We start from the raw sequence: 14,898 nt of genomic DNA, 5'->3' as shown, positions 1-14,898 counted from the left end.
AAAATTCAGGATAGGGGGTCCGGCATCCGGGCCTGGTTCTCGGCCACCGCCTCGGCGATCCGCTGGGCGAGTTCGAGGGCGCGGTAGCCGTCCTCGATGCTGACGGCGGCGGGTCGGTTGTCGCGGATGCTGGCAGCCAGGCTTTCCAGTTCCATCTGGATGGCGTTCACCGGTCCACTGGCGGGCTGATCCACGTGAATGATGCGGGGTCCCCGGGGCGTCTCGAGCGGGAACTGCTGCCCCTGCTCGGGCAGGTCCGTTGCACCGGGATTGAAGAGGCGCACCACCTGGCTTTCCTTTTCCAGCAGGTCCAGGCTGATGTAGGCGTCGCGCTGGAAAAGGCGCACCTTGCGCATATTCTTGAGGCTGACGCGGGAGGCCGTCAGGTTGGCCACGGCGCCATTGCGGAACTCCAGGCGGGCGTTCACGATATCGGGGGTATTGCTGAGTACGGCCACGCCGCTGGCCCGTACTTCGGCCACCTCGTCGTTGGCCAGCTTTAGCACGATGTCCAGGTCGTGGATCATCAGGTCGAGGATCACGCTCACGTCCGTACCCCGGGGATTGAACATGGCCAGGCGGTGGGCCTCGATGAAGTAGGGCTGCACGGGCACGTCGCCCAGGGCGAGGAGGGCGGGATTGAAGCGCTCCACGTGGCCTACCTGTACGAGCTTGCCGCTGCGGCGGCTGAGGTCGATGAGTTCCCGCGCCTCGTCGAGGGTTTCGGTCAGTGGCTTTTCCACGAAAACGTGGGAGTCTCCCTCCAGGGCGGCCTTCACCACCGCGAAGTGGGTGGAGGTGGGGGTAACGACGTCGACCACCTCCACGGCGGCGATCAGGGCTTCCAGGCTGGGGAAAGCCGTGGTGTGGTAATCGTCGGCCACCCGTTTGGCCAGTTCCTTGTCCGAATCGTAGATGCCCACCAGATCATAGGCCTCCCGGGCCAGGCGAATGCACTTGAGGTGAATCTTGCCGAGGTGGCCGACGCCGATGAGTCCGATTTTGAGCATGCTGAGGGCTTGAGCTGCAAAGCTACTCCGCAGCGGGGAAAGCGGAATTCGGCCGGGCGAAGTGTTAAAATGGCCCGGATGGGAAAACTTTAACATTATTTTTCCGCTCGGGATTCTTCGGAATCTTCCCCAGCGGGGCATGCAATTAAATTCGGCCTGGGCGGGCAGGGAGGTGAGAAGTAGGGTAGGGGGTGGCCCCGGCCAATCATCCGTCGGAAGGTAATTTGGCTGACCAAATCCGGCCGCCGAACTGCGGAAGTCAAGGAGGTGTTAAAAAAGAAGCAGCGGGACGCGCGCCCTTGACCGGCGTGGACCAACCGTCCTAGCTTTGCAAATGCAGCATACGGGTTTTGGCCCGCTGCAATGTGTTTGCGGAGGTGGGTTTCCGTCTCCTTGAAGCTCCGCTACTTGCACGTAGTGGATGCCATTTTTTCACGAAATACTCCTTAATGAGCAAGCTCCAAAGGGTGCTGTGCCAGGTATTGCTTATGCTGCTGGTCACGGTTCCTACCATAGCTCACGCTTCCCTTTTCACCCCCCTAAACAACACCCGAGCGCGGTCACAAATGGTGAATCGCGTCCAGCGGTTGAATCTGCCGCTAAAGGTAGAAGCCACCGACGATTTTACCAAGCGAAAAATCGCTGATTATCTTGAAGTGGGCGGCCCCAGTACCGAGAAAATGCTCGGCCGGGCCAATCAGTACTTCCCGGTATTCGATTACTACCTGCGGAAGCACGACATGCCCGCCACCCTGAAGTACCTGGCCGTAGCCGAATCGATGCTCGTGCCCGGTGCCGTATCCTCCATGAGCGCCGCCGGCCTCTGGCAGTTGATGCCCTCTACGGCCCGCGAGATGGGCCTGCGGGTCGACCAGGTGGTCGACGAACGCCTCGACCTCTACCGCAGCACCGAAGCCGCCGTAGTGATGCTCAAGAACCTCCACGCTGAATTCAACGACTGGCACCTGGCGCTCGCCGCCTACAACTGCGGCGCCGGTCGGGTCCGCCAGGCCATCCGCGCCGCCGGTAGCCCACGCTACAAGAAGGTGGAGCGCCACCTGCCCCGGGAAACCCAGCGGTACGTAGCCGCCTACGTCGCGGCCGCCTACGCCGTCAATTACTACGAAGAGCACGGTCTGGTACCCCACGAGCACGAGGTCACCGATTACGTGCTCGTCCACCGCCGCATGACGCTGGCCAAAATTGCCCGCGAATGCGACCTGCGCATTTCTACCCTGCGCCGGCTCAACCCCAATTTCGTACAGGCCTATATCCCCGCCAGCGTGGAGGGGTACCGCCTGCGGGTACCTTCCCACAAGAAGCAAGCCGTCCAGCAATTTCTCTGGGGGCGGCCCAACCTGGTGGAACTGCCGGTCGACGAAAACCTCGAAGTAGCCGACGCTACCGCCGCGCTGATGGGGTACGATCCCTACCGCACGCTGCTTGGCGTACGGGCCGAAGCCCTGGTGTACGCGAATCCCGACTGGAATTTCGTCCAGCTGCGGGAGTCGATGCTGATGAACTTCTTCAACAACTACCGGGCCGTTGCCAGCCTATAGGTACTGTTTCTTGACGCGTTCCATCTGCCGCTTGTTTTCCCGCTGCCGGATGGTATCCCGCTTGTCGTAGACTTTCTTGCCCTGCACCAGCACGACTTCTACTTTGGCCAGCCCCCGCTCGTTGATGTAGAGGCGGTAGGGAACGATGGTGAAGCCTTTTTCCTTCACCTTCTTCTCCCATTTGCGGAGTTCCTGCTTCTTCAGCAGGAGCTTGCGGGGACGGCGTTCCTCGTGGTTGAACTGGTTGCCTTCCTTGTATTCCCCGATGTAGAGGGAGCGCAGCAGCATTTCCCCGCGCTCGAAGACGCAGTAGCCGTCGCGCAGGTTGACGTGGCCGGCCCGGATGCTTTTGATCTCGGTACCGGTCAGTTTGATTCCCGCCTCCACGGATTCGAGGAATTCGTATTCAAATCTCGCCTTGCGGTTGACGAACTCCTTTTCCTTATTCTTCTTGGCCATAGCTGGGATATAATACGCCGACCAAGGTAAAAGTTGCTCCGCGGTCGCCGGGAAAAGCTGCCGCAGACCGCTCAGGGGTAGTCGCGTTTGTAGATCACGGCGTGGTACATGCGGTTGGGCGCCCAGGCCATGAGGCGGTAGACTCCCGGGGGCAGGGCATTCAGTTCCAGCCGACTTTCGCCCGCTCCGGCCGCGTAGGTCAATACTACCCGGCCCAGGGGGTCGGTTACCCATACCCGGGCCGCTTCCGGGAGCCGGAAGGCGACCCAGCTGGTGGCTGGGTTCGGCCAGGTAGCGAGGGGGAGGGCATGCTGCCCACGGCTAACTACCCCGGTGGTGGTATTCCGGTAATAATGGCGGGTATGTTCCTCGCGACGATAGCCGTTCACCAGGGAATCAAAACGGTACAGGTCTTCACGTTCCAGGAAGGGGGTGCCTTCCAGGTATTGGTAATGCCGCCAGGTACTGATGTCAGGTTGGTCTGGATGCACCTGGTGGATATAATATTCTTCGTAGGTATCCGTCTGCAAATCGTTCGGCCCATATTCATAGGTCACGCGGTGGTTCATGATCCATGAATCATTGTTAGGGTCCCAGCGGGAGGTGACCGTGGTGTCGGCTTGTCCGCTTGCTGTATAGTTGTACTGTATCCTCTGCAGGGGAAGCAAGGCGGCCGCCTGTACCTGGCTCAGGGTATAGGTGACGAGGCGGTGGTCTTCAAAGGTCTGTTGGGTGTAGTTCACCCACAGCAGGCCCGTGTCCTGTTGGACGTAGGTGTGGATTTCATGGTTGTCCCCCCTCTCGTCGTAGCCATAGTAGTCGGTGAACCAGACATGTTCATCGCCGACCCAGGTCCGGGAGACGGTTTGCTGAACGTGGCCGCTTGTATCAAAGGTGTTCCAGATAGAGGTTTCCGCCCGCCACGCATCCTCCGACGGTTGGTATATCTCGAGGTGCAAGGAATCTACCACGGTAGGGGAGGCCCCGCGCGGGTAGCGGAATAGTTGTTGATCGGGGACCCAGGTGTGTAGGGTGTCGCTCCAGAGTACCTTCAGCTCACGAATGATCCGATCCCGGTCGTCGAAGGTGGTGCGGAGCTGTTGCTCCCTCAGCCATGCCCCACCGGTATACTGCAAGGTAACCACCCACCGGGTATCCTCAGTGGGCCGGCTGTAGTCGAGGCGCTCCCGGGGTTGCAGGATGGTGTTTCCCCCGCCGGCGTCCGTTACCGTATAATGGATGGTGGAGTCGAGGATGATTTCTACTTCGCCGATGGGCAAGCCCGCAGCTTGGCGGGTAGAAAGTGTTTCCACCCTGGTCTGTACACTGGGGGGGACGGGCTGGGCAATAAGGGAGGCGGACAGTCCCAGACAGGACAGCAGGTAAAAGACGGTTCGGCGTGCCATGGCGGGCGTGGATTACAGGCCAACCAGGGCCTCGCTCTCCTCCCGGAGCAATACCCGTGGTGTGGCCCCGGTGAAGGCCCTGAACTCGCGGATGAGGTGGGCCGCGTCCGCGTAGCCGTAGCGGAAGGCCACAGCGGAGAGGGGCACCCAACCGTGGCGCTGCAAAAACCGGAAGGTGCGCTCAAAGCGGTAGAACCGCAGGTAGACCTTCGGCGAAACCCCCAGCCGCTTGCGGAAAATTCGCTGCAGCTGCCGGCGACTGATGCCCACGGCCCGGCTGAGCCCCTGTACGGAATCCGCCGCGGGGGACTGGGCGTGGATGAGGCTGATGGCGTGGTGGAAGGGCCGATCGCGGGCCGAAGGGAGGGAATTGCGCCACTGATTCAACCCGGAAAGAATAAATTGACGGGTCCCGGGTTGCTCGGCGTGCCGCAGCAGACCGATGGCGGTACCGATGAAGGTGGAATTCAGCGTGGACATGCCGGCTGATTTGGGGCGTGAGTGCAGAGGGGGATTCCTCCCGTTTAAGTTAGGCCCCGGCCGGATATGCCGTATTGATGAAATGCGACACTTTATGTTAATTACCTCGTTGGATGCTACTGTATCGGGCAGGGCGACAGTGTCAGCCCGGGTAAAAAGGAAAGGCTCCGCCGGGTCATGACGGAGCCTTTCGAAGCATGGGGGCCGTTGCTGGACGGCCGTTTTAGCTTTGGAGGTTACTGATAGAAGCCCCTAAAGTAGGGCGAATGTTTACTTCGTGTTGGTATCCTGCCCCAGATGGTCCAGCAGGAAGTTGGTCATTTTGGTATAGAGGTGCAGCCGGGTGGGGCCTCCGTAGATGCCGTGGTTGCGGTTGGGGTAAAAGTAGGTTTCGAACTGCTTGTTGTTCATGATCAGGGCGTTGGCCATTTCGGCCGTGTGCTGGAAGTGGACGTTGTCGTCGCCCATACCGTGCACGAGCAGCAGGTCGCCGCGGAGCTGGTCCGCGTAGTTGATGGGGCTGTTGCGGTCGTAGCCTTCCTTGTTTTCGGCGTAGGTGCGCATGTAGCGCTCGGTGTAGATGGTGTCGTACCACTTCCAGTTGGTCACCGGTGCTACGGCGATGGCGGCGGCGAAGACGTCGTTGCCCTGCAGGATGCCGTGGAGGGCCATGAAGCCTCCGTAGCTCCAGCCGAAGATGCCGATCCGGTTGGCGTCGATGAAGTCCAGGGAGCCAAGGTATTTGGCGGCGCTGATCTGGTCCTCGGTTTCCTGCTTGCCCAGGGTGAGGTAGGTCTGTTTTTTCAGTTCCTGGCCGCGGGCGCCGGTGCCGCGGTTGTCGACAACCGCCACGACGAACCCTTTCTGCGCCAGCAGCTGGAACCAGGCCATGTTCTGTCCCCGCCAGTTATCGAGTACTTGCTGGCTGCCGGGGCCGCCGTAGACGTGCATCAGCAGGGGGTGCTGCTGTCCGGTTGCGTGGCTGGCCGGCTTGATCATGTAGCCGTTGAGTTCGGTGCCTTCCTCGGTAGTGAAGGTGAAGAATTCGGCAGGTTGGTAGCCGTACTCCTGGATGGTCTCGGCCAGTTCCTGGTTGGTCACGATTTCGCGAATCTCGGTGCCGGTGTGGTCCATCACCACCACCTTGGCGGGGCGGTTGATGGTGGAATTGGTGAGCACGAAATAGTCGTAGTTGCCGGAGAACTGGGCGTCGTTGTAGCCGGCGGCGGCCGCGAGGGGGCGGGGGCGGTCCTTGCCTTTCAGTTGCTTGGTGTAGACCTCCCGTTGCATGGGGTTCCGCCCGGCGGCCTGGAAGTAGATGCGGCCGTCGTGCACGCCGTAGAACTCCGTCACGTCGAAGGAGTCGGCGGTGATCTGTTGGGGTTTCCCGCCCTGCAGGCCGTAGAGGTAGATCTGGTTGTAGCCGTCTTGCTCGCTGGTCCAGATGAAGCTGTCGTCGAGGAAGGTGAGGTTGTCGTGGACGTCCACGTAGTAGGGGTTCTTTTCGGCCAGCAGGGTGCGCTGTTTGTCCTTTTTCAGGTCGAAGAGGAGGAGTTCCAGTTCATTCTGATGGCGGTTCATGCGCTGGGCGGTGAGTTCACCGGCTTCGGTGGTCCACTGCACGCGGGGCAAATAGTGCCAGCTGCCGCTGTCGTCGCCGTTGACGGTGAGCAGGTCGGTGGTTTCATCCTTTTCCAGGTGGTAGACGTGGAGGCTGACGGTGCTGTTCTCCTCCCCGACCTTGGGGTATTTGAAGGTGTTGTACTCGGGGTAGGCTCCGTCGTGGAAATCGGTGTAGGTAAATTCGGGAACGGCCCGCTCGTCGAATTTCAGGTAGGCCAGCCGCTTGCCGTCGGGGCTCCAGTAGAGGGCCTTGCTGAAGCCGAATTCTTCTTCGTAGACCCAGTCGGTGGCTCCGTTAATGATGGCGTTGACTTCGCCGTCCTCCGTCACCTGGGTGAGGCGGCCGCTGCTCAGGTCCCTGATGTGGACGTTGTTGTCCACTACGAAAGCCACGCGCCGGCCGGTGGGGTCCAGGGTAGCCAGGCGGATCTTGCCCTCGGGGTAGACGGGATTGAGGGCGCCGGAGGCTACGTCGTACACGAAGTAATTTGACTGGGAGCTGCGGCGGAAGAGCTGCTCGGTTTCGCTGCTGATGAGGATCTTCTTTTCGTCGTCGCTCAGGGTATAGTCGTCAATGCGGCCGCTGAAGCCGCCATCGGTGGGCAGGGCGTTGCCATCGACCAGTGTGCGGGCCACCTCGCCGGTGGTGATGTCGTAGGTGACCACTGCGTTGCCCTCGAGTTCGGCGTATGAACTGCCGTCCTGCAGAAAATTGAAGCCGCTGACTCCATCAGGAGAAAAGATGTAGGAAGACCAGATGTCTTCGAGGGAAATGGCTTTCTGCTGGGCGGTCAGGGGAAGGGTTGCCCCCAACAGGAGGAACAATAAAATACGCATTCGGTAAATTTTGGGGTGGCAAATCTAATACGAAACGGCGCGGGCGGGGGAGTGGTTGTGCACTTCCTCCTTTTGAGCCTCAGGTACATGGAGCAATTGGCCCGGGACGCCCGGCTGGCAAAAAAATGGGCCCGGGGCAGGCTGGCTGCTGGTCTTTCCGATGCAGCACCTTATTTTCAGGTTTCAACCCACCCAGCTATGATGTACCGCTTTCTACTCAGCTTACCCGTATTGTTCCTGGCCTGCGGACCCGCCAACGGCCCTACGCAAGCCGCCGCCGAGGCCGACGCCCCCGCGGCCCGGACGGTTCCCACCCTCGAAAAGGTATGGGAAACCGATACCAGCCTCACTACGGTAGAGAGCGTGTACTACGACGCGGACCGCGGCCGGCTCTACACCGCCAATATCGAGAACGGCCCCTGGGAAATGGATGGGCAGGGCAGCATCGGAATCGTGACCCCGGAGGGTGAGGTAACCAACGCCCGCTGGACCACCGGCCTCAACGCTCCCAAGGGGATGGGTACCCACAACGGAATGCTGTACGTCGCCGACATCGACGCCGTGGTCGAGATCGACCTGGAAAGCGGTGAAATAGCGAACCGCTACGTCCTGGAGGGCGCGGCGGGCCTCAATGATATCGACATAGCCGACGACGGGACGATCTACGTCAGTGATTCCCAGACCGGGCGCGTTCATCGCGGCACCCCCGGCACCGGCTGGGAGGTCGCTACCGAAGGCATGGAGCGGCCCAATGGCGTGCTCGTCACATCAGCGGGCGTACTCCTTGGCGATACCGGTGCCGAAACCCTCAGTCGCCTGAAGGAGGACGGTAGCCGCGAGGTGCTGGTGCAAGGAGTTCAGCCCGACGGAATCGTTGCCCTGGAGGATGGCGGCTACCTGGTGAGCCGCTGGGGCGGGGAGATCCACTACGTGAGCCCGGACTGGAAAGCGACCAGCATCTTCACCAGCTCCGCCGAGCAGGACAAAACCGCCGACATCTTCTACCTGCCGGAAAGTCAACTGGTGCTAGTCCCCACCTTCTTCGGGAATCGGGTGGTGGCTTACCGGGTCAATTGGGAGGGGTAGGGATTTGGTTGGTTGCTGGTTTCTGGTTGCTGGTTGCAGCTCGGGAACCGGGCGTATATTCCCCACCCTTAACCGAATGACACCCTATGTATCGCACTATTACCCTGCTCTTTCTCTGTTTATACGGCACCTGCGTCTGCGCCCAATCCTCCGACGCCTACCTGCGGCTGGAGAAGATTGCCGAGATCGAGCAGAAAATAATGGTGCCCATGCGGGATGGCAAGCGCCTCGCCACCGATGTGTACCGCCCCAAGGGAGTAGACCAAGCCCCCATCATCTTTGTCCGGACCCCCTACCAATTCAACGGCTGGGTAGACGGTGAAGAGCAGGAGCGCAACTACGAGCGGGCCTACGAAGCTGTGAGCCGCGGCTACGCCTACGTGGTGCAGAACGAGCGCGGCCGCTACTACAGCGAGGGCGACTGGGACATCCTCGGCGTGCCGCTGACCGACGGCTACGACGCCATCGAGTGGATGAGCACCCAGCCCTGGAGCAACGGAAACGTAGGGCTTTACGGCTGCAGCTCCACCGCCGAATGGCAAATGGCCGTAGCCAGCCTGGACCACCCCGCCCTGAAGGCCATGGTACCCATGGGCTACGGCGCCGGCGTAGGTCGGGTAGGGGAGTTCATGGAGCAGGGTAACTGGTACCGCGGCGGGGCCCAGCAGATGCTCTTCACCAGCTGGCTCTACCACGTTCAGCACGACCCCATGGCCCCGAGGCTACCGGAAGGTTTGCCGCGGGAAGACCTGCTCCGCCTGCAGCGCTTCTACGACCTGGAGCCGGAGTACCCGGAAATTTCCTCGAAGAAGATGCTCTCCACCCTGCCGGTCGACGAGATCATGTCGGCCAACCACGGCCCCAAGGGGATTTACGAGGACATGATCGCCCGCAAGCCCAACGACCCGGCCTGGTACGAGGGCGGACTCTACCACGACGATATGCCCTTCGACGTGCCCACCTTCTGGTTCACCAGCTGGTACGATGTGTCGATCAGCCCCAATCTGGCGCTGTTTAATCACGTGCGCGAAAACGCCGAATCCGCCGAAGCCCGCGAGAACCAGTTCCTCTGGATCGCACCCACCCTCCACTGCGCCTACACCCGCGCCACCGAGAACACCATCGTCGGGGAGCGTAGCGTAGGCGACGCCCGCTACGACTACGACGCCTTGATCTACGGCTTCTTCGACAAGTGGCTGAAGGATGACACCACCCCGGCCTCAATAGTGGACACTTTGGCCCGTGTGACCTACTACACCATGGGCAGCAACGAGTGGAATACCACCACGGCCTGGCCCCCGCCCGCCGCGGAACTCGTGCCCTTCTACCTCGACAGTGACGGCGGCGCCAATACCCTCTACGGCAACGGCCGACTGACGGCCCAGGCCCCCGCCAAGGACAAGCCCGATCACTACGTCTACGACCCCATGAACCCCGTGACCAGCTACGGCGGCAACGTCTGCTGCACCGGCGACGCGGTGGACGGTGGGAGCATGGACCAGCGGCCCATGGAAACCCGGAACGACATCCTCGTCTACACCTCGGAGCCCTTTACCGAAGACACCGAAGTGACCGGCTTCGTGGAGTCCACCCTCTACCTTAGCAGCGACGTGAAGGACACCGACCTCACCCTCAAGTTGATCGTGGTCGAGGAAGACGGCAGCGCCTACAACCTGGACGAGACCATCCAGCGGGTGCGTTACCGGGAGGGTTACGACAAGGAAGTGTTCATGGAGAAGGGCAAGGTGTACAAGGTAGACCTGACCCCCCTGAGTACCAGTAACCTCTTCAAGAAGGGGCAGCGGGTGCGGATCGAGGTGAGCAGCTCCAACTTCCCCCGCTTCGACCGCAACCTGAACACCGGAGGCAACAACTACGACGAAAAGGAGGGGGTAGTGGCCCGCAACGCCATTCACCATTCCCGGGAATACCCGAGTGTAGTCCGCCTCCCAGTAGTCGGAAGTCCCTCCCGGCGGTAAACCACGAACCAAAGCCGACCGGCATGACGCTCCGCCAACGACTCGCCGAATCCCGGCCCCTGTACAACCTCTTTATGACCGTGCCCGCCCCGGCCCTTGCCGAGCGTATGGGGGTAATGGGAGTGGAAAGCATCACCCTCGACCTGCAGCACGGTTCGATCGAGGATGCCCACGTGCTCGGTCTTCTGCAGGCCATCCGGGCCGGGGGAGCCACGTCCCTGTGCCGCCTGGCCTGGAACCGTCCGGAGTTGATCATGAAAGCCCTGGACTACGGGGCCGAGGGCATCATCTGTCCGATGGTGGATTCCGCGGCGGAAGCGGAGGCCTTCGTCCGGGCCGCCAAATACCCACCCCTCGGTAACCGTTCTTTCGGACCCTTCCGGGCGAACCTCCACCACCGGGGGGACTACTTCGCCGACGCCAACGACCACACCCTCACCTTCGTCATGATTGAGACGGCGGGTGCCGTTGCGGAGCTGGACAAGATTGCCGCCACCCCGGGACTGGACGGGCTCTACATCGGTCCCTGGGACCTGAGCGTAAGCCTGGGGCTGGCGGAGCGGGCGAACTTTTCCGACCCCACCCTCTCCGGCGTCCTCGACCGGGTGGTGGAGGTGGGCAAGGCAAACGGCCTGTTCACGGGGATCTTCACCATCCGCCCCGGGGATGTAGAGGGGCTGGTCGCCCGCGGCTTCGACCTGGTGACCTGCGGTACGGAGGACATCGTCTTCCAGCACGGGCTGGGGGAGTGGATGAAGGTCTGGAGATAGTTTTCTTACTTCGCCAGTTCCCGCCGGTCCAGGAAGGCTTCCATCCTTTGGCAGTCGTTCTCCAGCATGTCGATGCTGTTCGTCAGGAAGTAGCGTACGGAGGCGATGGAATTGACAAAACCGCGATCGGTGTACGCTTCCAGTTGTTGCGGTTCCTGGCCCACGATGTCGAGGTGCGCCTTGATGTGGCTGAAGAAACCGTTGTCGTAGTTCTCCACCATCAACTCGTTGTACACCTCCGCGATCTTGTAAAACTCGTACAGGGAAATGAGCTCGGATTTGACCTCGAAATCATTCAGGTACCGAATATCTCCGGTCTGCAGAAAAGTATTGTAGGCGGTCGTCTTGGTGAACGGCAGCGACATATTCATGGCCTGCATGACTACCGGATTGATTTCCGCGGGGTCACTACTCGACCGGATGAGCCTGAGCAGCGAATCCAGGAACACCTGCTGCTTGCGTTGTCCTTCGATGGTTTCCCGGTGACTGTCGAGGTTAAAACGGGTTTCCTTCACGATTTCCGCCAGGTGGGCGTCCACCAATTGCTGTTCCCTCCGCTCGCTGGAACACCGTTCCAACTGGAAAGCCAGTAGAATACTGAAGACAATGAGGACGAAGTTTACCAGGTGGTTCTGCCAGTCGAGTTTCATAGGCAAGAAATATACAGCAGCAGCCACGAATCGACCACCCCCGACCCCCGGGGACGCCCAATAGCGCATGACGGTTAGGGCAGGTAAGGGTAAAAGGCACATAATCGGAGTACTGGCCCTGGAGGGGACGGGTTCTGCCCTAGCAAGGTCACCGCAAAGCGCAGCGCGGCGGGGGCCTTGCGGATAAAAAGCGGCACGACGCTGCCAAAGCCAGGTAGTGAATCCCGGCCCCGGAGGGGACGGGTTCTACCCCGGGCAAGGTCACCACAGCGCGCAGCGTAGCAGAGGGCTTGCGCACCAAACCTCTACCCGCCCACCCCCGTTCCACCCCCAATGCCCCTCCTGACCTTCAACGACTGCGGGATCTACTGCGAACGTGCCGATGTGTACATCGACCCCTGGAAGCCGGTAGACCGCGCCCTGATCACCCACGGCCACGCCGACCACTCCCGCTGGGGCAACAAGTATTACCTCTGCACCCGCGCCGCGGCGCCCGTGATCCGCTACCGCCTCGGCGACATCAAGCAGGAAACCGTGGAATACGGGGAGGTACGCACCATCAACGGCGTTAAATTCAGCTTCCACCCGGCGGGACACATCATCGGCTCGGCCCAGATCCGTGTCGAATACCAGGGCGAGATCTGGGTAGCCAGTGGCGACTACAAACTCGAGGACGATGGCCTTTGCCAGCCCTACGAACCCGTCCGGTGCCACCACTTCATCACCGAATCTACCTTCGGCCTGCCCGTCTACCGCTGGACGCCCCAGGAGGAGGTGATGGCCGACATCAACGACTGGTGGCGGCAAACCGCCAGTGAAGGCCGCACGGCCATCCTCACCGGCTACGCCCTCGGCAAGGCCCAGCGGCTGCTCAACGGACTCGACCCCTCCATCGGCAGGATATTTACCCACGGGGCCATCGAGAATACCAACGAGGTCATCCGTGCCCAGGGCTTCAGCCTGCCGGAAACCACCCGCGTCACCCGCGAGATCAACAAGAAAGAGTACCCCGGCAGCATTGTAGTAGCCACCCCCGGCGCCATCGGTCAGCCCTGGGTGAAGAAATTCGGCAACGCCTCCATCGGCGCGGCTTCCGGCTGGATGACCCTCCGCGGGGCCCGCCGCCGCCGGGGTGCCGACCGGGGCTTCGTGCTCAGCGACCACTGCGACTGGCCCAGTCTGCTCGAAGCCATCGACCTCACCGGGGCCGAGAACATCTACGTCACCCACGGCTACACCGCCATCTTCAGCAAGTACCTGCGGGAGCAGGGCCTCAACGCCGTGGAGCTCCACACGGAATACGAGGGCGAGCTGGCCGAGATTGAATCCAAGGGGAGTGAAGAAACCGAAAAGGAAAACGCCGCGGCCGATGCCGACTAGCAGTAAACAAAGGGTAGCCGGATGAAGAACTTCGCCGAAATGTTCCGTCGCCTCGACCGCACCACCAAGACCAACGCCAAGGTGGATGCCCTGGCCGACTACCTGCAGCAGGTGGACGACGAGGATAAACTGTGGACGGTCGCCCTGCTGAGTCACCGCCGGCCGCGCCGTACCGTGAACTCCAAGCTCCTGCGCGCCTGGGCCTCGGAACTCAGCGGCATCGACCCCTGGATCCTCGAGGAAAGCTACCACGTGGTGGGCGACCTGGCCGAAACCATTGCCCTGATCCTCCCGCCGCCGGAGCAGGACTACGACCACACCCTCACCCACTGGATCGAGTACATCCAGCGCTTCGCCGACTACGACGAGGAGGGCAAGAAGGAGGCCGTGCAGGAAGCCTGGCGGGGCCTCGACACTACCGAACGCTACCTCTTCAACAAGCTCATCACCGGCAACTTTCGCGTGGGCGTCAGCCAGAAGTTGATGACCCGTGCCCTCTCCCGAGCCACGGGTATCGAGGAAACCAATCTGGCCCACCGCCTCATGGGCAACTGGACGCCTAACGACACCACCTTTGAGGAGCTGATCCACAGCGAATCCGCTACCGACGACATCTCCCGCCCCTATCCCTTCTACTTGGCCTACCAGCTGGAGCAGCCCGCCGAGCAGCTGGGCGACCCCGCCGACTGGCAGGCCGAACATAAGTGGGACGGCATCCGGGGACAGGTGATCGTGCGTGACGACGAGGTGTTCGTCTGGTCGCGGGGGGAGGAGCTCGTCACCGACAAGTATCCGGAATACCACGTGCTGGCCTCCGCCATCCCGAACGGCACGGTGATCGACGGGGAGATCCTGCCCTTCCGGGACGGGCAGCCCCTCGGATTTAACGTACTGCAGACCCGCATCGGCCGCAAGACCGTCAGCAAGAAACTGCTGAAGGACGCCCCCGTGATCCTTATGTGCTACGACCTCCTGGAGTACGAGGGGCGCGACATCCGCCAGCTGCCCATGGCCGGACGGCGCGAACTGCTGGAGCGGTTGCTTGAGGATAATCCCACCGGCGGCGTGCTGCAGCTTTCCCCCGTCTTCGCATTCAGCGACTGGGATGACCTGGCCGCCGAGCGGGAGACCGCCCGCGAGAAATTCAGCGAGGGAATCATGCTCAAGCGGCTCGACAGTGCATACAAGCAGGGCCGCAAAAAGGGCGATTGGTGGAAGTGGAAGGTGGACCCCCTCACCATCGACGCCGTCATGATGTACGCCCAGCGGGGCCACGGCCGCCGCGCCAACCTGTACACCGATTTCACCTTCGGGGTGTGGGACGGCGACCAGCTGGTACCCTTCACCAAGGCCTACTCCGGCCTCACCGACCAGGAGTTCAACAAGATCACCGCCTGGGTGCGCCGCAACACCGTGGAGCGCTTCGGTCCCGTCCGTAGCGTAAAGCCGAAGCAGGTCTTCGAGATCGGCTTCGAGGGCATCCGGAAGTCCAGCCGCCACAAGTCGGGGGTAGCCCTCCGCTTCCCGCGGATGCTGCGATGGCGACAGGACAAGCCCGCCGCGGAAGCCAATACCAAGGACGACCTGGAGGCGCTGCTGGAAGCCTACGGCGGGTAACGCGGGTGCCGTGGAACCGGTGAACGCAATAACCTCCGGAAA

The 14,898-nt window shown here is 61.5% G+C and carries 12 protein-coding genes; 6 read left to right on the top strand and 6 right to left on the bottom strand.

The features are described 5' to 3' along the window. Window positions 1–5: 5 nt before the first annotated feature. A complete protein-coding gene (locus tag CGL56_RS10785; RefSeq protein ID WP_099106571.1) occupies window positions 6–1,010 on the bottom strand; it encodes a Gfo/Idh/MocA family protein in 1,005 nt (334 codons plus the stop codon). 587 nt (window positions 1,011–1,597) lie between these two features. Between CGL56_RS10785 and CGL56_RS10780 the strand changes: the two genes are divergently transcribed. Continuing rightward, on the top strand, window positions 1,598–2,569 hold the full coding sequence (locus CGL56_RS10780; protein ID WP_167641692.1) for a lytic transglycosylase domain-containing protein: 972 nt from the start codon (window positions 1,598–1,600) through the stop codon (window positions 2,567–2,569). Here the strand turns inward: CGL56_RS10780 and smpB are convergent. From smpB to CGL56_RS10760, 4 genes are all read right to left on the bottom strand, one after another. Further along, the gene (smpB, locus tag CGL56_RS10775; RefSeq protein WP_099106569.1) at window positions 2,564–3,028 is read right to left on the bottom strand and encodes an SsrA-binding protein SmpB; all 465 of its coding nucleotides are present in this window, start codon (window positions 3,026–3,028) and stop codon (window positions 2,564–2,566) included. The two genes, CGL56_RS10780 and smpB, sit on opposite strands and share 6 nt — an antisense overlap. A 71-nt stretch (window positions 3,029–3,099) precedes the next feature. After that, complete coding sequence (locus tag CGL56_RS10770) at window positions 3,100–4,434, bottom strand: hypothetical protein (protein ID WP_143470686.1); 1,335 nt, start codon at window positions 4,432–4,434, stop codon at window positions 3,100–3,102. Window positions 4,435–4,446: 12 nt separating this feature from the next. Then, the gene (locus CGL56_RS10765) at window positions 4,447–4,914 is read right to left on the bottom strand and encodes a helix-turn-helix domain-containing protein (protein WP_099106567.1); all 468 of its coding nucleotides are present in this window, start codon (window positions 4,912–4,914) and stop codon (window positions 4,447–4,449) included. Between the two features lie 270 nt (window positions 4,915–5,184). Beyond that, on the bottom strand, window positions 5,185–7,374 hold the full coding sequence (locus tag CGL56_RS10760; RefSeq protein ID WP_099106566.1) for a S9 family peptidase: 2,190 nt from the start codon (window positions 7,372–7,374) through the stop codon (window positions 5,185–5,187). Window positions 7,375–7,572: 198 nt separating this feature from the next. On the opposite strand from CGL56_RS10760, the gene CGL56_RS10755 reads away from it, so the two are divergent. The 3 genes from CGL56_RS10755 to CGL56_RS10745 all read left to right on the top strand — a co-directional run bounded on the left by CGL56_RS10755 (window position 7,573) and on the right by CGL56_RS10745 (window position 11,209). After that, complete coding sequence (locus CGL56_RS10755) at window positions 7,573–8,460, top strand: SMP-30/gluconolactonase/LRE family protein (protein ID WP_143470685.1); 888 nt, start codon at window positions 7,573–7,575, stop codon at window positions 8,458–8,460. An 86-nt stretch (window positions 8,461–8,546) separates the two neighbouring features. Beyond that, complete coding sequence (locus tag CGL56_RS10750; RefSeq protein WP_099106564.1) at window positions 8,547–10,439, top strand: CocE/NonD family hydrolase; 1,893 nt, start codon at window positions 8,547–8,549, stop codon at window positions 10,437–10,439. A 23-nt stretch (window positions 10,440–10,462) separates the two neighbouring features. Further along, complete coding sequence (locus tag CGL56_RS10745) at window positions 10,463–11,209, top strand: HpcH/HpaI aldolase family protein (protein ID WP_099106563.1); 747 nt, start codon at window positions 10,463–10,465, stop codon at window positions 11,207–11,209. A 5-nt stretch (window positions 11,210–11,214) separates the two neighbouring features. Here CGL56_RS10745 and CGL56_RS10740 read toward each other — a convergent pair whose 3' ends face one another. Next, on the bottom strand, window positions 11,215–11,859 hold the full coding sequence (locus CGL56_RS10740) for a hypothetical protein (RefSeq protein ID WP_099106562.1): 645 nt from the start codon (window positions 11,857–11,859) through the stop codon (window positions 11,215–11,217). A gap of 333 nt (window positions 11,860–12,192) precedes the next feature. Here CGL56_RS10740 and CGL56_RS10735 point away from each other — a divergent pair, with 333 nt between their 5' ends. Both CGL56_RS10735 and CGL56_RS10730 read left to right on the top strand, forming a co-directional pair. Then, window positions 12,193–13,239 (top strand): ligase-associated DNA damage response exonuclease, encoded by a 1,047-nt coding sequence (locus tag CGL56_RS10735; protein WP_099106561.1) that lies wholly within the window; start codon window positions 12,193–12,195, stop codon window positions 13,237–13,239. A 21-nt stretch (window positions 13,240–13,260) separates the two neighbouring features. After that, entirely contained in the window at window positions 13,261–14,856 is a 1,596-nt protein-coding gene (locus tag CGL56_RS10730) for an ATP-dependent DNA ligase (protein ID WP_099106560.1), read from the top strand. Window positions 14,857–14,898 lie beyond the last annotated feature (42 nt).

Source organism: Neolewinella marina (assembly GCF_002631205.1).
GTDB lineage: Bacteria > Bacteroidota > Bacteroidia > Chitinophagales > Saprospiraceae > Neolewinella > Neolewinella marina.
This window is presented reverse-complemented; position numbering and strand designations above follow the sequence as displayed.